The organism is Microbacterium sp. X-17 (assembly GCF_039615055.1).
In genome coordinates this window covers 95,163-113,032 of the sequence record NZ_JBDHNI010000004.1, presented here as the reverse complement: position 1 = coordinate 113,032, position 17,870 = coordinate 95,163, and the positions used below count along the sequence as shown (strand labels likewise).

Below are 17,870 nucleotides of genomic sequence, written 5' to 3'. Positions count from 1 at the left end.
CGCCCCCGGCCCTGGGCCGGGCCACCTCCCGCCGGGCCACCTCCCCCCTACAACGCGTTTGTTACTTAAAACCCCAGGTTTTTCATGACACAAGCGCGTTCTCGGCGGGGGTGAGGGCGGGCTCGGCCGCGCGACGGCGCGGTTGGAGGGACATGGCCTGCCCCCTCGAACAACCTTGCGCCCAAGCGGGCTCCGCTTGGCACAATAGGTCGTAGCGGAGGGGGAGATCTTGCGTCACATCGGAACTGTGTCCGGCATGAGGGCCGATGCTGCGGCAACGGAGGGCCCGACGTTCCTCTACCGTGATCCGAAGGCCGAGCGTCTCATCTATGCCCGTGCTTCGTGGGGACTATCGGTCGAGCTCGAGGTCCCGCCGGCTGTCGCGCCGGTCAGTTCGCATCCAGCTCCCACGCGAGAGCTCGGACGGCTCAGCGATCTGTGGCTTCGTGCATGGCGTCTTCATTGGGACGGCTACGCGTCTATGTATGGTGCACCTCGCACAGAACCCCGGGCCCGCGCCAGCTCCACCCCGGCTTTGGCTGATGCACTCAACGACTTCTGAGCCGCGAGTCCGTCGATGCCCTCGCGACTCAGAAGTCGTCGATCTTGATTAGTAGCCGGTTGCCGGGCTGCCCGATCCGCAGACCTTGCCGGTGGTGAGGATCACCGTGGAGGACGTAGTGACGTACGCCTGGCCTCCGATGTTGTTGGTGTTGAAGCCGCCGACGCTGCTCCACGTGGCGGGGGTTGCCACTCCGCCTGGCCAGTTGATCAGCGGCGATCCGCCGAGGCTGGAGACCTGCACCTGCCAAATAGCGCGGTTGGTGACGGGTGCTTCCACCGTGTAGCCGGTGTATGCGTTCTTGTTGCCGATTGCGCCCGGCCCATTCAGCACTTCGATCCAGGACGATCCGCAGTTGCCGTAGATGGTTACCCTTGCCTGGGGTGCGAGTCCTCCGGGCCTGCTTGCCGGAGTTGCTTCCCGTAGTTACTTCCCGTGGGTACTCACGTTCGGAGCCGTACTCACTGACGATCGCTTTCGCTGCGTCGGTGATCGCTACCGACTCCTACGACCCGTCGGGATACGTGACGATCTCGAATCCGTTTGCCGACGCCACCTCCTCGTCATAGCCGAGCACGGTCAGCGGCTGAGTGGCCACGGTGGGTCCCGGGTTTGGCGCAAAGGTGGCGGCTGTAGCCGATCCGCCGGTCATGACTGTGGCCGCAGTTACCGCGGCGATGCAGAGGGCGGCCAGCTTCCAGTGGTTGCTTTTCATATCACACTCCGATCTCTGAGACTCCCGTGCGGAGCCTGCTCGGGGCCATCGCAACACACAGGTCGGGCGAAGCGAGGATCACCTCACAGGTCCAGCTGGATCCGTTTGCCGCGCAGAATTGCTGATCATCGGCGGGTTTCGCCATGCAAACCAAGTGCGTTTGGATTTCTCGGAATTGGTCCAAATGGATGATGCCAACGTGGCATCGCGCGAACCCGCCGGGCCACCTCCCGCCGAGAACGCGCTTGTGTCATGAAAACCGACGGTTTTCATGACACAAGCGCGTTCTCACGGGGGTGAGGGCGGGCTCCGGCCGCGCCCGGGCGGCCGGGGATGAGAGGTTTCTCATGGGGGTGTGAGGCTGCTCTCACGTGGGGGCGTGAGCATGGGGGAGGCAGAGCGCAGTCGCGAGATTCCCCCCGGTAGCCCGCGGCGGCGCGGGTCTTCTCCCCCCAGAAGGCTCTCGCCCGAGAGACGGCCCCCGGTGTCCCCCAGCACCGGGGGCTCCTCCGTTTCCGGACGGGCTACTCCCAGCGGTAGCCCGCGCCGCGCACGGTCCGGATGCGGCGCGTGCCCATCTTCGTGCGCAGGTACCCGACGTAGACGTCCACGACGTTCGAGCCGGGGTGGAAGTCGAGGCCCCACACGCGGCTCAGCAGCTGCTCGCGGCTGAGGACCTGTCCGGGGTGGCGGAGGAACTGCTCCGCGAGCGCGAACTCCCGGCGTGAGAGCTCGATCTCCCGGCCGCCCACGAGCACGCGGTGCCCGAGCAGGTCGAGCGTGACGTCGCCGCGGGTCACCGTCGTGGATGCCGCGGTGCCGGTCTCGCGCAGGCGCGAGCGGATCCGGGCGAGCAGCTCGTCGAACTTGAACGGCTTCCGCACGTAGTCGTTGGCGCCGGCATCCAGGCCCTCGACCGTGTCGTTCGTGCTCGTGCGGGCTGTCAGCATGATGACCGGGATGCTGGAGCCCTGCCCGCGCAGCTGGCGCAGCACCTCGAAGCCGTCGAGAGAGGGCAGCCCGACGTCGAGCAGGACGAGGTCGATCGAGCCGTCGAGGGCCAGGTCGAGCGCGTCCTGGCCGTCGGCCACGACGTCCGTCGTGTATCCGGCGGACTCGAGGCCCCGCTGGACGAACGCGGAGATGCGCGGCTCGTCCTCCGCGATGAGGATCCGGCTCATCGCGCGGCCTGCCTCTGGAGCACGACATCCTCGGCGCGAATGGGCGCCGGGGCCGACGGGGTCGCGCGTCCGATCGGAAGGTCGATCGTGAACGTCGCGCCGCCGCCGTCGGTCGTCGTGACCGCGCACCCGCCGTCGTGCGCGCGGGCGATGGCGTCGACGATCGCGAGCCCCAGCCCCGATCCTTCGACGCCGCGGTGCGGCTGCACGCGGCCCGCGCGCCGGAAGATGCGGTGCCGCGCCGCGGGCGGGACGCCGGGACCGTGGTCGCGCACCCAGAGATGCGCGCGATCGCCCGCCACGTCGCTGCCGATCTCGACCGGCGAGTCCGCGGGCGTGTGCTTGGCCGCGTTGTCCGCGAGCTGGAGCCAGGCCTGCAGCAGACGATCCGGATCCGCGTGGAGCACCGCGTCGCCGTGCGCGACGACGCGCCACGGGTGGTCCGGGATCACCGCGACGAGCTCGCCGATCCGTGTGGTCAGGGTGCGGAGGTCGACGGCGCTCGGCGTGAGGTGCTCGGCGGCCTCCACGGAGGCGAGGAGCTCGATGTCCTCGACGAGCCGGTTCATCCGGTCGAGCTCCGAGATGCCGATCTCCCGGGTGGTGGCGACGTCGACGGGGTCGTCGGCGTCCATCGTCTCCAGGTATCCGCGAACGATCGTGATCGGGGTCTTGAGCTCGTGCCGCACGTCGTCGAGGAGCTGCCGCTGCCGCTCGAATGCCTCGTCGGCGCCTTCGTCCGGCTCGCCCTCGTCCGACTCGCCCGCGGGTTCCGGAGCCGCTGCCGGCGCCCGCGGCGCCAGCCGGGCGACCGCGATCCAGGTGCCGACCGCGATCGTGGCGACCGCCATCACGGCGGCGATCAGGTAACCGGGAACGCGCGCGAGCGCTGCGGTCGAGGCCAGGCCGAACACGATCGTCTCCGTCGCGAACAGGACGACGGCGAAGACGAAGACCCCCGCGCCGGCCACGACGAGCATCGCGCCCCACATACGGGCACGTGTCGAGGCCCCCCTGCGCGGCTGGTCCACGAGCCGAGAGTATTGCGGATTCAGCCCGGATGCGTCATCGAGAGCAGGTCGAGCTTCTCATCGAGCAGGTCGAGCGAGATCTCACCGCGGTCGACGTAGCCGAGCGCGAGGACCGCGTCGCGCACCGTGATGCCCTCCGCGACCGAGTACTTGGCGATCTTCGCGGCCGCCTCGTAGCCGATGACCTTGTTGAGCGGCGTCACGATCGACGGCGACATCCCCGCGTACGCCTCGGCGCGCGCGACGTTCGCCTGGAGTCCGTCGATCACCTTGTCGGCGAGCACCCGGACCGCGTTCGCGAGGAGGCGGATCGACTCCAGCAGCGCCGTGCCCATGACGGGGATCGCGACGTTCAGCTCGAACGCGCCGGAGGCGCCGGCCCACGCGACCGTCGCGTCGTTGCCGATCACCCGCGCGGCGACCATGAGCGTCGCCTCCGGGATGACCGGGTTGACCTTGCCCGGCATGATCGAGGAGCCCGGCTGCAGGTCGGGGATGTGCAGCTCCCCGAGGCCCGTGTTCGGGCCCGAGCCCATCCAGCGCAGGTCGTTGTTGATCTTCGTGAGGGACACGGCGATCGTGCGGAGCGCGCCGGATGCCTCGACGAGGCCGTCGCGGGCGCCCTGCGCCTCGAAGTGGTCCGCGGCCTCCACGATCGGCAGGCCGGTCTCCGCCACGAGCAGCGCGATGACCTTCTGCGGGAAGCCGAGCGGCGTGTTGATGCCGGTGCCGACGGCCGTGCCGCCGAGCGGCACCTCGCCGACGCGGGGGAGCACGGACTGCACGCGCTCGATGCCGAGACGGATCTGCCGCGCGTAGCCGCCGAACTCCTGGCCGAGCGTGACGGGCGTCGCGTCCATGAGGTGCGTGCGGCCGGACTTGACGATCCCGCTCCACTCCGTCGCCTTCTTCTCGAGCGACACCGCGAGGTGGTCGAGGGCGGGGACGAGGCTCTCGATGAGCGCCTGGGTCACGGCGATGTGCACCGAGGTCGGGAAGACGTCGTTCGACGACTGCGAGGCGTTGACGTGGTCGTTGGGGTGCACGGGCGAGCCGAGGCGGCGCGTCGCGAGCGTCGCGAGCACCTCGTTCATGTTCATGTTCGAGGACGTGCCCGAGCCGGTCTGGTACGTGTCCACCGGGAACTGGTCGTCGAAGCCGCCCGCGGCCACGTCGTCCGCGGCGGCGGCGATCGCGTCGGCGATCCCGGCGTCGAGGGTGCCGAGCTCCTTGTTCGCGAGAGCCGCGGCCTTCTTGATCCGGGCCAGCGCGGCGATCTGAGCGTGTTCGAGTCCCGTGCCCGAGATGGGGAAGTTCTCGACGGCGCGCTGCGTCTGCGCGCTGTACAGCGCGGACGCCGGCACCCTCACCTCTCCCATCGTGTCGTGCTCGATGCGGTACTCGGTCTCGGACATTGCGCTCCTTGGAATCGAAAGGGGTCAGGACTCGTCGACCACGCCGACGACGAGGTCGGGGACGGCGGTGCCCTCGGCGAGGCGGTAGTTCGCGCCGACGATCGCGAGGCGGCCCGCCGCGACGGCGTCGGAGATCAGCTCGGACGAGCGCAGCAGCTCGCCGACCGTGTCACGCAGGTGCTCGCGGCCGACGTGCTCGGCGTCGATCCCGCCCGGGGTCGGGCCGTCGACCGCGGCGACACGACGGACGGCGGGCACGATCGGCGCGATCTGGCGCCAGATCTTCGGCGGCAGGGTCGGGGCATCCGGCAGGGTGCTGTCGATCGCGGCGCGCACGGCGCCGCACTCGTCGTGGCCGAGGACGACGATGAGCGGCACTTCCAGCACCGCGACCGCGTACTCGAGGCTGCCGACGACCGAGTCGGAGATGACCTGGCCAGCGTTCCGGATGACGAACAGATCGCCGAGTCCCTGGTCGAAGATGATCTCGGCGGCGAGGCGCGAGTCGGAGCAGCCGAACAGCGCGGCTCGCGGCCGCTGGGCCGCCGCGAGCTCGTTCCGGCGCTCGACGTCCTGACGCGGATGACTGGGCGCGCCGGTCACGAACCGCGCGTTGCCGCGGAGCATCGCGGCCCAGGCGGCACCGGGCGTGGCCTGCTCGTCGACGGGCTCGGTCACCGTGCTCCTCCTTCGAGCCCGCGGATCTGGCCGGTCAGGCCCGAGGCGAGCGCGGTCGTCGTCGCCTCGTCGGCGTTGCCGTAGACCAGGACGTAGTCGGGACCGGCCTGCGTGCCGAGCGCGAACGAGACGTTTCCCGCGGACTGCACATCGGAGATGCGCCACACGTCCCACGGGACGCCGTCGATCGTCGTGGTGCCGGCCGGCCGCTTCCCGGCGAGCGTCGTCAGCGCCCAGTCCGAACCCGCCCCGAACGCCTGCGAGACCCGCAGGAACGCGTTGCCGTCCGTCGCGTACACGATCGTCCAGACCGGCTGCTCCGCGCCGGCCACCGCCGCGCCGTTCACCAGCCAGGTGCTCGAGACGTCGGGGACGAGGATCGGGCGGCCCATGTCGGTGGACGCGGACTGCGCCGCCTGCGCGACGTCGATCGTGGGCGTCGGCGCCAGATCTCCGCGCGGGACGCCCAGCACGACGACGACGACCACCGCGAGGGTGACGAGGAGCGCCGCGATGAGATTGCGGAAGGTCTGGCTGGAGCGGTAGACGCGGGAGGACTCCGCCTTGCGGTCGGCGGTCTCCTCCGGGGTCTCCGGACGGCCGAGCTCGGCGACGACCCGGGGTCCGCGTGCCATCACTCCGCGTTCCCGTCCGTCACGCGGGCGGCGTCGAGCCGCCGACGGGCGCCCGCGAGCCACTCCTCGCAGCGCGCGGCGAGGGCCTCGCCGCGCTCCCACAGCGTCAGGGACTCCTCCAGCGTGGGCGCGCCCTGCTCGAGTCGAGCGACCACGCGGATGAGCTCGTCGCGCGCATCCTCGAACGAGAGGGATGCGACATCGCCGGGCGCGGGCACGGCTGCCTCGGGCGACGTCATGAGTTCATCCTATTCGAGCGCGAGGGGAGCTCTTCGGGAGCGGGATCGGAGGCGGCGGACTCGAGCAGCTCACCCTCGGACCGCGCCGCGAACGAGCCGCGGGCCACGGTCACCGTGACGGCGGTGCCGGCCGGCGCCTGCTCAGCATCCCGCACGATGGCTCCCGAGGCCGCCAGGGCGATCGCGTAGCCCCGGTCGAGCGTGGCGGCCGGGGAGAGGGCCCGGAGCGACGCGCGCAGCTGCCGCGTCTGCTGGTGCGCGCCCTCCCATCGCCGGTCCAGCTCGCCGCGGGCGCGCGTCAGCAGGTGGTCGAGCTCCCGTGCCCGGTCGTCGACGATGAGCGCCGGCATCCGCAGGGCGGGCCGCGAGCGGAGCTGCTCGAGCTGTGCGATGTCGTGCGAGACCCGAATCGAGAGCCGGCCGGTCAGGCGCGCCCGCAGCTGCTGCACGAGCGCGCGCTGCTCGGACACGTCCGGGACGACGCGTTTGGCGGCATCCGTCGGCGTGGAGGCGCGGAGATCGGCGACGTCGTCGAGGAGGGGGTGGTCGTTCTCGTGGCCGATCGCGCTCACGATCGGCGTCGCGGTCGCGGCCGCCGCCCGGACCAGCCGCTCGTCGCTGAACCCGAGGAGCTGCTGCGGATCGCCGCCGCCGCGCGCGACGATGATGACGTCGACCTCCGGGTCGGCGTCGAGGCGCGCGAGGGCCGCGATCGTCTCGGGCACGCAACGCTCGCCCTGCACGGCCGCGTACTCGGTGCGGAACCGCACATGCGGCCAGCGCAGCTCGGCGTTGCGCCGGACGTCCTTCTCGGCATCCGACCGCTCGCCTGTGACGAGCCCGATGACGTGCGGGAGGAAGGGGAGGGGCTTCTTCCGGGCGGGGTCGAACAGACCCTCCGCGCGCAGCGTCGCGCGCAGCCGCTCGAGCTTCTCGAGCTGGTCACCGAGACCGAGGTGGCGCAGCGCCGACACGGCGAAGCTGAAGTCGCCGGTCTTGACGAAGTAGTCGGGCTTGACGCATCCGATCACCCGGTCGCCGACCGCGAACTCGCGGCCGAGCCGCTGCCTCGTCGACGACCAGATCCGGAACGCGATCGTCGCGTCGGTATCGAGGTCCTTCATGCGCCCGAAGACGTTGCCGGCCCGCACGTTCCACGTCGTGATCTCGCCCTCGACCCAGACCGAGCCCCACCGCTCCACGAAGTCGCGGATCGTGTCGTTCAGCCGGGCGACCGAGGTCGGGGCCTGCGACGACGACTCGCGCGGATGCACCGAGTCCGGCGGCGGCGCCTCTCCGGGCACCGACGCGGGCTGGAACGTCGTCATCCGCGGCTTCTCCTCACATTTCGATCCATCGGGCCATCGATCCATCGGGCCGGCGCCCAGGGCACGCCCGTAGACTCGGTGATCGTGAGCTCGCCCGCTGTCCACCTGCCCGTTCCCCGGATCCCGGTGCGGCGCGGACGCCTTCAGGATAAGCCCGTCGGTGGGGCCAAGAAGGTGCTGCTGGCCGCTCCCCGTGGATACTGCGCGGGTGTGGATCGCGCGGTCGTGGCGGTGGAGAAGGCGCTCGAGCGCTTCGGATCCCCGGTCTACGTGCGCAAGCAGATCGTGCACAACATCCATGTCGTGCGCGAGCTCGAAGCTCAGGGCGCGATCTTCGTGGACGAGGTCGACGACGTCCCGGAGGGCGCGCACGTGGTCTTCAGCGCGCACGGCGTCTCGCCGGCCGTCGTGGATGCGGCATCCGCTCGCGGCCTGCAGGCGATCGACGCGACCTGCCCGCTCGTGACGAAGGTGCACCGCGAGGCCGTGCGCTTCGCGCGGGCCGACTACGAGATCCTCCTGATCGGCCACCTCGGGCACGAGGAGGTCGAGGGCACGGCGGGCGAGGCCCCCGAGCACGTCACGGTCGTGAACTCGCCCGACGACGCCGACCGCGTGGAGGTCCGCGACCCGAGCAAGGTCGTCTGGCTCTCGCAGACCACGCTCTCGGTGGACGAGACGATGGAGACCGTCGGACGCCTGCGCGCCCGCTTCCCGGAGCTGCAGGATCCGCCGTCCGACGACATCTGCTACGCGACGCAGAACCGCCAGGTCGCGATCAAGAAGGTCGCGAAGGATGCCGACCTCGTGATCGTCGTCGGCTCGGCGAACTCCTCGAACAGCGTCCGACTCGTCGAGGTCGCCCTGGAGCACGGCGCGACCGCGGCCTACCGCGTCGACTACGCCGACGAGGTGCGCCAGGAGTGGCTCGACGGCGTCGCGACCGTGGGCGTCACGAGCGGGGCATCCGTGCCCGAGGTGCTCGTGCAGGAGGTGCTCGAGGTGCTCGCCGACGCCGGATACGGCGACGTCGAGGAGGTGCGGACGGCCGAGGAGGACCTGCTGTTCTCGCTTCCGAAGGAGCTGCGCCAGGATGCCGCGGGGCGGCACGACGAGCGCGCGCTCGGCGGCCGGAGTCGCGCGTGAGCGATCCGGACGCCCCGATCGAGCCGCCGCGGGAGCCGCACCCGCGGCCGCAGTACGGGGAATACGCGACACCCGAGGAGCAGCGGGCGCGGATCCAGCAGCCGGCGTATCCGCCGGCCTCCCCGCCCGTCGCGCCCCCGCTCGCCCCGGCCCCGCGGCCGATTCCGCAGGCCGCGACGAGGGCACCGGCGCGGCGGCATCCGGTCGACCTGGTCGTGACCGTGGGCCTGCTCGCCTACGGGCTCGTGACCGTGGTCACCTCGGTCCCCGCGCTCCTCGACATGAGCGCGTACACGAGCCAGCTGCTCTCGGTGATCCGCGTCAACGCACAGCTCTCCGACCCGGACGCGGCGCGCGGCTTCGGCATCGCCGCGGCAGCCGTCATGATCGTGCTCTGGCTGGCCGCGGCATCCCTGTCCTGGCTGCGGATCCGCCGCGGCCGGATCGCCTGGTGGATCCCGCTCGTGATCGGTGTCGTCGCGAACCTCGCAACGGGGGTGCTCGTCAGCATCCCGCTGCTGAGCGACCCCGGCGTGCGGTCGGCGATCCTGTCGGCCTCCGGCGCGGGCTGATCCCGCACCGGAGCCGGACTCGCGTCAGGACTGGCTCTGGCCGTGCGAGCCGAGCTGCTGCGTCGCTTCGACGACGCGGGCGGCCATCGCCGCCTCGGCGATCTTGCCCCATGCGCGCGGGTCGTACGCCTTCTTGTTGCCGACCTCGCCGTCGACCTTCAGGACGCCGTCGTAGTTGGCGAACATGAAGCCCGCGACCGAGCGCGTGAACGCGTACTGCGTGTCGGTGTCGATGTTCATCTTCACGACGCCGTTCGCCACGGCCGTCGCGATCTCCTCGGACGTCGAGCCGCTGCCGCCGTGGAAGACCAGGTCGAGGGGCTTCGGGCCGGTGTGGAAGCGCTGCTGGATGCCGTCCTGGATCTCGCCGAGGAGCTCGGGACGCAGCTTGACGTTGCCGGGCTTGTAGACGCCGTGCACGTTGCCGAACGTGAGGGCCGAGATGTAGCGGCCCTTCTCGCCGAGGCCGAGCGCCTCGACGGCCTTCGTCACGTCGCCGACCGTCGTGTAGAGGGCGTCGTTCGTGCCCTCGTGCTTGACGCCGTCCTCCTCGCCGCCGACGACGCCGACCTCGATCTCGAGGATCGCGTTGATGTTGTGGAGACGGGGGAGGAGCTCCGCCGCGATCTCGATGTTCTCGTCGAGCGGCACGGCCGAGCCGTCCCACATGTGGGACTGGAAGATCGGGTTGCGACCGGCGCGGACCTCCTCCTCGGAGGCCTCGATGAGCGGGAGGACGAAGCTGGGCAGCGCGTCCTTCGGGCAGTGGTCGGTGTGGAGGGCGACCGTGATGGGGTAGCTCTTCGCGACCTCGGTCACGAACCGCGCCATCGCGAGGGCGCCGGTCGCGCGGGCCTTGACGCTCTGGCCGGCGAAGTAGTCGGCGCCGCCCGTCGTCACCTGGATGATGCCGTCGGAGCCCGCCTCGGTCAGCCCCTGCAGGACGGCGTTGATCGTCTGCGAGCTCGACACATTGATCGCGGGGTAGGCGAAGCCACCGGCCTTCGCGCGGTCGAGCATCTCGGCATACTGCTCAGGGGTGGCGACGGGCATGGGTAAGCTCCTTGCGTGGGACGGGTGGTTCCACCGGTCACTCTAGCGAAGCCTGCTTTTCGGGGGTGTTCCCGGGGGTGAAAGAATCGCGATTCCTTCCGCCTCGGAGGGCCGAAACTCCGCGGATCGCGACAGCCCGATCGATAGGGTGGGGGCATGGTGAGTCTGACCGCCGACCTGAGTCCTCTGCAGCCCGATCGGAACCTCGCCCTCGAGCTGGTGCGCGCGACGGAGGCGGCCGCGATCCGCTCCGTGCCGTTCATCGGCCGGGGTGCCAAGGAGGCCGCGGACGGCGCCGCGGTCGACGCGATGCGCGCCTTCTTCACGACCGTCAGCTTCGACGGCACGATCGTCATCGGGGAGGGCGAGAAGGACCACGCGCCGATGCTCTTCAACGGCGAGCGCGTCGGCAACGGCCGCGGCCCGCGGTGCGACGTCGCGGTCGACCCGATCGACGGCACGTCCCTCACAGCGGCCGGGCGCAACAACGCACTGTCGGTCATCGCCGTCTCCGACCAGGGCACCATGCTCGACGCCTCGTCGGTCTTCTACATGGACAAGCTCGTCACCGGCCCAGCCGGCGTGGGCGTCGTCGACATCCGGCTTCCCGTGGGGGAGAACATCCGCCGCCTCGCGCAGGCGCTCGGCAAGCCCGTCGACGAGATCGTCGTTTCGGTGCTGCACCGCCCGCGGCACGAGCAGCTGATCGCCGAGATCCGCGAGGCCGGGGCCGGCACGCGGCTCATGACCGACGGCGATGTCGCGGGCGGCATCAACGCCGCCCGGCACGACGCTCGCACGGACATGTGCGTCGGCATCGGCGGAAGCCCGGAAGGGATCGTGACGGCGTGCGCCATCAAGGCGCTCGGCGGGCACATCCAGGGCCGCCTGTGGCCGCGCGACGACGCGGAGAAGCAGAAGGGCATCGACGCGGGCCTGAAGCTCGACGGCTACGTCTACGAGGCCGACGAACTGGTGCGCGGGCGCAACACGATCTTCGTCGCGACCGGCGTCACGGACGGACAGCTCGTGGCCGGTGTCCGGCGCGAGGGCGACTACGTCTACACGGAGAGCGTGGTCCTGCGCGGGGCCTCCGGAACCCTCCGCCGCATCTCTTCGGAGCACCTCGTCTCCAAGTGGCTCTGACCCCGGCGACGCGCGGGGCGTTCCGTCGTCTGGGAGCACGCGGAGGGCGGTGGCAGAATGGATGCCGGCGCACGCGCGACGACGGAGGGGCGAGATGAACGCATCCACGGGACCGGCGACCGGACCGACCACCCAGACAGGGGCTCACGCCGTCGTCGCCGACGCGACCGATCCTGCGCGCCGCCCGGACGTCCTGTTCCGCGTGCGCGGGGAAGCGGGTCGGGCTCCGAACCCGTGGTGGATGATCGGCGCGTTCCTCGTCGTCTCCGGTGCGGTCATCGCGCTCATGAGCTTCATCCCCGGCGGCGCCTGACCGTTCAGCCGCCGGCCGTGCCCGTGTCCACCAGCTCGGGCGCCGTCAGCCGACGGGTCGTGGCGTCGAGCGGCGCCGGCGCGGGCAGCGCGTCGAGCTTCGTCTCGTCGATGCCCGGGAACTTCCGCGCCGTCACGAGGACGCGCGACTCCAGCGAGCCCGCGAACCGGTTGTAGCTCTCCACCGTCCGCTCGATCGCCCGGCGGAGCTCGTCGGCGTGGCCAGCGAGGGCGCCGAGCCGCTCGTACAGCTGCGTGCCGATATCGAACAGCGCCCGTGCTTCCACCGAGACATCCTGCTGCGTCCACGTGTAGGCGACGGTCTTGAGCACCGCCCACAGGTTGACGGGCGACGCGAGCGCCACACGACGGCCGAACGCGTAGTCGAGGAGCGAGGGATCCTCCTCCAGCGCTGCCGCCAGCAGCGACTCGCTGGGGATGAAGCACACCACGAACTCGGGACTCGCCGCCAAGCCCGCCCAGTACGTCTTCTTCGCGAGCGCATCCACGTGCGCGCGCACCGCCTTCACGTGCCGCTCCAGCAGTGCCCGGCGCCGCGCGCCCTCCTCGCCGCCCGCGGTCAGCGGGATCGCGCTCGCCTCGAGGTAGGCGTCCAATGGCGCCTTCGCGTCGACCGCGAGCGCGCGGCCCCCCGGGAGCCGCACGATCATGTCGGGCCGCCCCGCCCCGGCATCGCTCGTGATCGCGGTCTGCGTCTCGAAGTCGACGTACCGTGTGAGGCCCGCCGCCTCCACGACGCGCCGCAGCTGCGTCTCCCCCCACACGCCGCGGGTCGAGCCGGAGCGGAGCGCGCTCGCGAGCGCCTCGGTCGTGTTGCGCAGCGCCTCGTCGGACTCCTGCGCCCGCCGCAGCTGCTCCCCGAGCGCGCCGTACTGACGCTCCCGGTCGCGCTCGATCGCGTCGACTTTCTCCTGCATCGCCTGCAGGGTGTCGCGCACGGGGGCCAGGGCCCGCAGCACGTGCTGCTCGCGGCGGTCCCGCTCGTCGCGCAGCGCACGCTCCTCCCGGTCGCGCAGCCCTGCCTCGCGCTGCAGCTCGCGCTGTCGGTCGAGCTCGTCGCGCAGCGCGCCCTCGCGCGCCTCGGCCGCGGCGAGGGCCGCCCGTTCGCCGCCGCCGTGTGCCCGCGCCGCGAGCACACCGAGCACGCCACCGACGAGGACACCCGCGGCGACGAGGATCAAGGCGAGGAGTAGGTCCATGCCCGAAAGCATGCCCCGCCCCTCCGACATCCCTCCGGACGCGAGCGGAGCCGCGGGCGCGCGCGGGTCAGGCGACGCGCTCGAGCGGGGCGGCCTCGATGTGCGAGACGCGCAGGCCGAGCTGGGTCGTCAGGGCGTCCAGGTCGGCGGCGCCCGCGCGGCGGGCGGCGTCGATCATGATGTGGGCGCACGCGAGGGCGTCGGCGGTGGCTTCGTGGTGGGGGAAGGGGCCGAAGCCGGCGGCCGTGGCGACCGACGGCAGCCGGTAGGACGGCAGCTCGTACGTGCGTCGCGAGACCTGGAGGCTGCACGCGTAGCGGTAGGGCGGGCACGCCTGCCCGGTCGCCTCGCACGCGCGCTTCAGCACGGCCATGTCGAAGCCGGCGTTGTGCGCGACGAGGATGTCGGCGCCCGCGAACGCGGCGAGGTCGTCGAGCTGGTCCGCCCAGGTCTTCGCGTCCCGGACGTCCTCCGGACGGATCCCGTGGATCCCGATGTTCAACTCGAAGAACCGGTCGTGGCCCGCGGGCGGCTGGATGAGCCACCCGGCACGGGCGACGACGCGCCCGTCGCGCACCCGCACGAGGCCGACCGCGCAGGCCGACGCACTGGAGGCGTTCGCCGTCTCGAAGTCGATCGCGGTGAAGTCCAGGGCCACGCGCTCAGCCTCCCGGCGCCCCCGGCCCTCCGCGGCGAGGCGCGCCGCAACCCGGGTCGATCGCGCCGGGCAATCGGCTCGCGGCATCCGCGCACGTAGACTTGACGGTCGTGGCTCTCACGATCGGCATCGTCGGCCTCCCGAACGTCGGGAAGTCGACCCTCTTCAACGCCCTTACCCGCAACCAGGTGCTCGCGGCGAACTACCCGTTCGCGACGATCGAGCCGAACGTCGGGGTCGTGAGCCTGCCGGACTCCCGGCTCGACCGGCTCGCCGAGGTCTTCGGCAGCGAGCGGACCCTACCGGCGACGGTGTCGTTCGTCGACATCGCCGGGATCGTCCGCGGAGCCTCCGAGGGGGAGGGGCTCGGCAACCAGTTCCTCGCCAACATCCGCGAGGCCGACGCGATCGCGCAGGTCGTGCGCGGCTTCGCCGACTCCGACGTCGTACACGTCGAGGGCGCCGTGAACCCGGCGAGCGACATGGAGACGATCAACGCCGAGCTGCAGCTCGCCGACCTCCAGACGCTCGAGAAGGCGATCCCGCGGTACGAGAAGGAGGTCAAGGGCAAGAAGACGGATCCGTCGGTGCTCGCGGCCGCGCTCGCCGCCCAGGACGCCCTGCAGCGCGGCATCCTGCTGTCCGCGTCGGATCTCGACCTCGCGCCGATCCGCGAGCTCGGCCTGCTGACCGCGAAGCCCTTCATCTTCGTCTTCAACGTCGACGAAGCCGTGCTCACGGATGCCGCGCGGAAGGCGGAGCTCGCCGCCCTCGTCGCGCCGGCCCAGGCGGTATTCCTCGACGCGAAGATCGAGTCCGAGCTGGTCGACCTCGACCCGGCGGACGCGGCGGAACTGCTGGCCGCGACGGGTCAGGACGAGTCCGGGCTGGATCAGCTGGCCCGCATCGGCTTCGACACCCTCGGGCTGCAGACGTACCTCACGGCGGGCCCGAAGGAGGCGCGCGCCTGGACGATCGGCAAGGGCTGGAAGGCTCCCCAGGCCGCCGGCGTGATCCACACCGACTTCGAGAAGAAGTTCATCAAGGCCGAGGTCATCTCGTTCGACGATCTGCTCGACGCCGGCTCCGTCGTGGAGGCCCGCGCCCGCGGTCGCGCCCGCATGGAGGGCAAGGACTACGTCATGCAGGACGGCGACGTCGTCGAGTTCCGCATCGGGGGATGACTCGGATGAACCGGCCTGCGAGGATTCTCTGCACACCCTCCCCCCTGCGAAAGGACCATCGATGACCTCGCTGCCTCCTGTCCCCGCCCTTCGCCGCGTCGGCGGCCTCGCGGTCGCCGCGGGCTGGCTGTTCCTCACGGTCGGCTCCGCAGCGTGGTTCACCGTCACCAAGCAGCTGCGCGACGAGAAGATCACGGTGCCGGGGAACGCGCCGGTGCTCGCGGGAAAGCCGGTGCAGGGTCCGGTGACCGCCTACGTCGAGGCGCACGTCATCAAGGGGAATGCCGAGCGCGGCGCGGGCGGGCGCACGTTCGCCGACATCAGCGACGCCCTCCGTGGCGTCGACGGGAGCAGCGAGGAGGCGCGTGTGCTGCGCAACCAGAGCGCGGCGCTGTCGACCGCGGCCTCGTTGCGCACCTCGCTCATGACCTCGGTGCTCGCGTACGGCGTGAGCGCTCTGGTCGCGGGCCTCGGCGCGTTCTTCGTGATCGGCGGATCGCAGCTGCGCCGAGCCGCCGCGAAGTGACCGAGACTCGGTTCTTCGAGCCCGACGGCCGGGGCATCCCCTACACCGACGAGGGCCGCGGACCGACGGTCGTGCTGATGCCGGCGGTCGGCGACGACATCGCGTCCCTCACGGCGCTGGCCGCATCGCTCGTGACCGAGGACTTCCGCATCGTGCGGATCGGCTGGCGCGCCGCGGCCGCCGTCTCCCTGCACGACCTCGCCCAGGACGTCGTCGACGTGCTGGATCACCTCGGCATCGAGGAGGCTTGGGTCGGCGGCCACGCGTTTGGCGGCTCCGTCGCGCGGATCGTGGCGCGCGATCACCACGCTCGCGTGAACGGTGTCGTGCTCCTGGGCGTCGAGGGACCGGACGGGCCGGCGCCGCGGGAGCTCCCCGCGCTCGCGGACGGCCTGCCGGTGCTCGTGATCCAGGGCACCGAGGATGCCGTCACGCCGCCGTCGAACGGCGAGGCCTTGCAGGCATCCGCTCCCGGACTCGTGAGCGTCGTGAGCGTGGAGGGCGGCGGGCACCGCTTCCCGGCGACGCACGTCGGCGCGACATCGTGGGCGATCGAGGACTACCTCGACTGGGACTGACGGATCCGCCATACTTCGGTCATGTCGGACACCACTCCCACCCGGCCCCTCCCCATCCTCTTCATCCACGGTCTCTGGATCCATGCGTCCGCGTGGGGCCCGTGGCAGGACCTCTTCGAGGCCCAGGGATACCTCACCTCCGCGCCGGGCTGGCCCGGTGACGGCGACACGGTCCAGGCGACACGCGACCATCCGGACGCGCTGAACGAGGTCGGCATCGGCGAGATCTGCCGTCACTACGCCGAGCTGATCGACGCGATGCCGGTCAAACCCATCGTGATCGGGCATTCGTTCGGCGGACTGATCGCGCAGGAGCTGCTCGCGAACGGCTACGCCGCGGCGGCCGTCGCGATCGATCCCGCGCCCGTGAAGGGCGTCCGGATCCTGCCGTTCTCCCAGATCCGGTCCGCGTTCCCCGTGCTCGGGAACCCCGCCAACCGGAAGCGCACCGTCGCGCTCACCGCGGAGCAGTTCCGCTACGGCTTCGGGAACACCCTGACCCCTGAGGAGTCGGATGCGCTGCACGCGGCGTGGACGATCCCGGGCCCCGGCCGCCCGCTGTTCGAGGATGCGACGGCGACGTTCGTGCGCGACTCGCCCGCCGCCGTCGACACCCACCACGCCGTGCGCGGTCCGCTGCTGCTGATGAGCGGCACCGAGGACCACACCGTGCCGCTCAAGGTCACCGAGGCGGTCGTGAAGCTCTACGCGGACGGCCCCTCGCGCACCGACTTCCTCCCGGTCGAGGGCCGTGGGCACTCGCTGACGATGGACGCGGGCTGGCGGGACGTCGCCGACCTCGTGCTCGGGTGGATCGAGGAGCGCGGGCTCGACGGAGATGGATGACGCGTTCGCGTCGGTCGCGGACGAGCTCTACGGCCTCCCGCCGGCGGAGTTCATCGCCGCCCGCACCGCGCGCGCGTCGGGGGCGACGCCGGAGCTCGCGACGCGGATCACGGGCCTGCGCAAGCCCGTGGTGGCGGCCTGGGCGGTGAACCTGCTCGTCCGCGACGGGCAGCTCGGCCGGGCGCTGGAGCTCGCGGCGGCGCTGCGGACCGCGCAGGAGGAGCTGAGCGCGGAGGAGCTCACCCAGCTCGGCCGTCAGCGGCGCCAGCTGGTCGCGGCGCTCGCGCGGCGGGCCGCCGAGCTCGCGCGCGAGCGGGGCGCGACCCTCAGCCCGGCCGCCCGGGAGGCCGTGTCGACCACGATCAACGCGGCGGTCCTCGACGAGCGCGCGGCTGCCCTCGTCGCGACCGGCCGCCTGCTTGCGCCGCTGGAGCCGGGCGACCTCGACGGCATCGACCTGGGCGCGTTCGTCGCGGGACCCGGGCCGGAGGCCCCGTCCGCGCCGTCGCCGCGCTCGCGCGACGAGCTCGTCGCGCGGCGTGCGCGGAAGGCGGCCGAGGCGGCGGTGCGCGCCGCCGAGCACGAGGCATCCGAGGCGGAGCGTGCGCGGGTGCGGATCGAGGCCCGGCGCCGGACCGTGCGCGAGCACGCCGACGTCCTCGGTCGGCGTGCGGAGGAGCTTCGCGCCGAGCTCGGCCGCGTCCTCCGCGACGCCGAGGCCGCCGACGCGGACCTCGCGCGACTCGATGACGAGCACCGTGCGGCGGCATCCCGGGCCGAGGCGGCGGCGGGCGAGGCCGCCCGTGCGCGCTCGGCGGCCCGGGAGCCGATGACAGACTGAGAGG

Annotated in this window: 21 protein-coding genes; 9 read left to right on the top strand and 12 right to left on the bottom strand. The window is 71.7% G+C overall.

The annotated features are described in order from the left end of the window. Window positions 1-610: 610 nt before the first annotated feature. The 9 genes from ABCS02_RS20015 to xseA form a co-directional block, all read right to left on the bottom strand. Complete coding sequence (locus ABCS02_RS20015; protein WP_345837453.1) at window positions 611-895, bottom strand: hypothetical protein; 285 nt, start codon at window positions 893-895, stop codon at window positions 611-613. Between the two features lie 172 nt (window positions 896-1,067). Further along, a complete protein-coding gene (locus tag ABCS02_RS20010; RefSeq protein WP_345837452.1) occupies window positions 1,068-1,277 on the bottom strand; it encodes a hypothetical protein in 210 nt (69 codons plus the stop codon). 524 nt (window positions 1,278-1,801) lie between these two features. Continuing rightward, window positions 1,802-2,458, bottom strand: coding sequence for a response regulator transcription factor (locus tag ABCS02_RS20005; protein ID WP_345837451.1), 657 nt, complete (start codon window positions 2,456-2,458; stop codon window positions 1,802-1,804). After that, complete coding sequence (locus ABCS02_RS20000; RefSeq protein WP_345837450.1) at window positions 2,455-3,489, bottom strand: HAMP domain-containing sensor histidine kinase; 1,035 nt, start codon at window positions 3,487-3,489, stop codon at window positions 2,455-2,457. The genes ABCS02_RS20005 and ABCS02_RS20000 overlap by 4 nt, the downstream gene beginning before the upstream one ends. A gap of 20 nt (window positions 3,490-3,509) precedes the next feature. Next, a complete protein-coding gene (locus ABCS02_RS19995; RefSeq protein WP_345837449.1) occupies window positions 3,510-4,904 on the bottom strand; it encodes a class II fumarate hydratase in 1,395 nt (464 codons plus the stop codon). Between the two features lie 24 nt (window positions 4,905-4,928). Continuing rightward, window positions 4,929-5,531, bottom strand: coding sequence for a carbonic anhydrase (locus ABCS02_RS19990; RefSeq protein WP_345837994.1), 603 nt, complete (start codon window positions 5,529-5,531; stop codon window positions 4,929-4,931). A gap of 47 nt (window positions 5,532-5,578) precedes the next feature. Beyond that, complete coding sequence (locus ABCS02_RS19985) at window positions 5,579-6,217, bottom strand: DUF4245 family protein (protein WP_345837448.1); 639 nt, start codon at window positions 6,215-6,217, stop codon at window positions 5,579-5,581. Beyond that, complete coding sequence (locus tag ABCS02_RS19980) at window positions 6,217-6,456, bottom strand: exodeoxyribonuclease VII small subunit (protein ID WP_345837447.1); 240 nt, start codon at window positions 6,454-6,456, stop codon at window positions 6,217-6,219. The genes ABCS02_RS19985 and ABCS02_RS19980 overlap by 1 nt, the downstream gene beginning before the upstream one ends. Beyond that, entirely contained in the window at window positions 6,453-7,784 is a 1,332-nt protein-coding gene (xseA, locus tag ABCS02_RS19975; protein ID WP_345837446.1) for an exodeoxyribonuclease VII large subunit, read from the bottom strand. Before xseA ends, ABCS02_RS19980 begins: the two co-directional genes overlap by 4 nt. An 84-nt stretch (window positions 7,785-7,868) precedes the next feature. On the opposite strand from xseA, the gene ABCS02_RS19970 reads away from it, so the two are divergent. After that, window positions 7,869-8,930, top strand: coding sequence for a 4-hydroxy-3-methylbut-2-enyl diphosphate reductase (locus tag ABCS02_RS19970; protein WP_345837445.1), 1,062 nt, complete (start codon window positions 7,869-7,871; stop codon window positions 8,928-8,930). Beyond that, on the top strand, window positions 8,927-9,502 hold the full coding sequence (locus tag ABCS02_RS19965; RefSeq protein ID WP_345837444.1) for a DUF6264 family protein: 576 nt from the start codon (window positions 8,927-8,929) through the stop codon (window positions 9,500-9,502). The genes ABCS02_RS19970 and ABCS02_RS19965 overlap by 4 nt, the downstream gene beginning before the upstream one ends. Before the next feature lie 24 nt (window positions 9,503-9,526). Here the strand turns inward: ABCS02_RS19965 and fbaA are convergent, their stop codons facing one another. Then, window positions 9,527-10,555 carry a class II fructose-bisphosphate aldolase gene (gene fbaA, locus ABCS02_RS19960; protein WP_345837443.1) on the bottom strand — a complete coding sequence of 343 codons (1,029 nt, stop codon included), beginning with the start codon at window positions 10,553-10,555 and terminating at the stop codon, window positions 9,527-9,529. Window positions 10,556-10,711: 156 nt separating this feature from the next. Here fbaA and glpX point away from each other — a divergent pair, with 156 nt between their 5' ends. Both glpX and ABCS02_RS19950 read left to right on the top strand, forming a co-directional pair. Continuing rightward, window positions 10,712-11,701 (top strand): class II fructose-bisphosphatase, encoded by a 990-nt coding sequence (gene glpX, locus ABCS02_RS19955; protein ID WP_345837442.1) that lies wholly within the window; start codon window positions 10,712-10,714, stop codon window positions 11,699-11,701. A gap of 94 nt (window positions 11,702-11,795) precedes the next feature. Further along, window positions 11,796-12,014 carry a UDP-N-acetylmuramyl pentapeptide phosphotransferase gene (locus tag ABCS02_RS19950; RefSeq protein ID WP_345837441.1) on the top strand — a complete coding sequence of 73 codons (219 nt, stop codon included), beginning with the start codon at window positions 11,796-11,798 and terminating at the stop codon, window positions 12,012-12,014. 4 nt (window positions 12,015-12,018) lie between these two features. Here the strand turns inward: ABCS02_RS19950 and ABCS02_RS19945 are convergent, their stop codons facing one another. Both ABCS02_RS19945 and ABCS02_RS19940 read right to left on the bottom strand, forming a co-directional pair. After that, complete coding sequence (locus ABCS02_RS19945; protein ID WP_345837440.1) at window positions 12,019-13,245, bottom strand: DNA recombination protein RmuC; 1,227 nt, start codon at window positions 13,243-13,245, stop codon at window positions 12,019-12,021. A 55-nt stretch (window positions 13,246-13,300) separates the two neighbouring features. Next, window positions 13,301-13,891, bottom strand: a complete 591-nt coding sequence (locus ABCS02_RS19940) for a 3'-5' exonuclease (protein ID WP_345837439.1) — start codon at window positions 13,889-13,891, stop codon at window positions 13,301-13,303. 110 nt (window positions 13,892-14,001) lie between these two features. Between ABCS02_RS19940 and ychF the strand changes: the two genes are divergently transcribed. The 5 genes from ychF (at window position 14,002) to ABCS02_RS19915 (ending at window position 17,866) form a co-directional block, all read left to right on the top strand. After that, on the top strand, window positions 14,002-15,075 hold the full coding sequence (gene ychF / locus ABCS02_RS19935; RefSeq protein ID WP_345837438.1) for a redox-regulated ATPase YchF: 1,074 nt from the start codon (window positions 14,002-14,004) through the stop codon (window positions 15,073-15,075). A gap of 61 nt (window positions 15,076-15,136) precedes the next feature. Then, entirely contained in the window at window positions 15,137-15,601 is a 465-nt protein-coding gene (locus ABCS02_RS19930) for a hypothetical protein (protein WP_345837437.1), read from the top strand. Further along, window positions 15,598-16,179 (top strand): alpha/beta fold hydrolase, encoded by a 582-nt coding sequence (locus tag ABCS02_RS19925; RefSeq protein WP_345837436.1) that lies wholly within the window; start codon window positions 15,598-15,600, stop codon window positions 16,177-16,179. The genes ABCS02_RS19930 and ABCS02_RS19925 overlap by 4 nt, the downstream gene beginning before the upstream one ends. Before the next feature lie 21 nt (window positions 16,180-16,200). Then, window positions 16,201-17,025 carry an alpha/beta hydrolase gene (locus ABCS02_RS19920; RefSeq protein WP_345837435.1) on the top strand — a complete coding sequence of 275 codons (825 nt, stop codon included), beginning with the start codon at window positions 16,201-16,203 and terminating at the stop codon, window positions 17,023-17,025. Beyond that, window positions 17,018-17,866 (top strand): transposase, encoded by an 849-nt coding sequence (locus tag ABCS02_RS19915; RefSeq protein WP_345837434.1) that lies wholly within the window; start codon window positions 17,018-17,020, stop codon window positions 17,864-17,866. Before ABCS02_RS19920 ends, ABCS02_RS19915 begins: the two co-directional genes overlap by 8 nt. The last annotated feature ends 4 nt before the right edge of the window (window positions 17,867-17,870 follow it).

What these genes read in the sequence shown, in the direction of transcription:
- ABCS02_RS20010 (WP_345837452.1), bottom strand. Translation starts at nt 1,277, where the DNA reads ATGAAAAGCAACCACTGGAAGCTGGCCGCCCTCTGCATCGCCGCGGTA.
- ABCS02_RS20005 (WP_345837451.1), bottom strand. Translation starts at nt 2,458, where the DNA reads ATGAGCCGGATCCTCATCGCGGAGGACGAGCCGCGCATCTCCGCGTTC.
- ABCS02_RS19995 (WP_345837449.1), bottom strand. Translation starts at nt 4,904, where the DNA reads ATGTCCGAGACCGAGTACCGCATCGAGCACGACACGATGGGAGAGGTG.
- ABCS02_RS19990 (WP_345837994.1), bottom strand. Translation starts at nt 5,531, where the DNA reads ATGCTCCGCGGCAACGCGCGGTTCGTGACCGGCGCGCCCAGTCATCCG.
- ABCS02_RS19985 (WP_345837448.1), bottom strand. Translation starts at nt 6,217, where the DNA reads ATGGCACGCGGACCCCGGGTCGTCGCCGAGCTCGGCCGTCCGGAGACC.
- ABCS02_RS19980 (WP_345837447.1), bottom strand. Translation starts at nt 6,456, where the DNA reads ATGACGTCGCCCGAGGCAGCCGTGCCCGCGCCCGGCGATGTCGCATCC.
- xseA (WP_345837446.1), bottom strand. Translation starts at nt 7,784, where the DNA reads ATGACGACGTTCCAGCCCGCGTCGGTGCCCGGAGAGGCGCCGCCGCCG.
- fbaA (WP_345837443.1), bottom strand. Translation starts at nt 10,555, where the DNA reads ATGCCCGTCGCCACCCCTGAGCAGTATGCCGAGATGCTCGACCGCGCG.
- glpX (WP_345837442.1), top strand. Translation starts at nt 10,712, where the DNA reads ATGGTGAGTCTGACCGCCGACCTGAGTCCTCTGCAGCCCGATCGGAAC.
- ABCS02_RS19950 (WP_345837441.1), top strand. Translation starts at nt 11,796, where the DNA reads ATGAACGCATCCACGGGACCGGCGACCGGACCGACCACCCAGACAGGG.
- ABCS02_RS19945 (WP_345837440.1), bottom strand. Translation starts at nt 13,245, where the DNA reads ATGCTTTCGGGCATGGACCTACTCCTCGCCTTGATCCTCGTCGCCGCG.
- ABCS02_RS19930 (WP_345837437.1), top strand. Translation starts at nt 15,137, where the DNA reads ATGACCTCGCTGCCTCCTGTCCCCGCCCTTCGCCGCGTCGGCGGCCTC.
- ABCS02_RS19920 (WP_345837435.1), top strand. Translation starts at nt 16,201, where the DNA reads ATGTCGGACACCACTCCCACCCGGCCCCTCCCCATCCTCTTCATCCAC.
- ABCS02_RS19915 (WP_345837434.1), top strand. Translation starts at nt 17,018, where the DNA reads ATGGATGACGCGTTCGCGTCGGTCGCGGACGAGCTCTACGGCCTCCCG.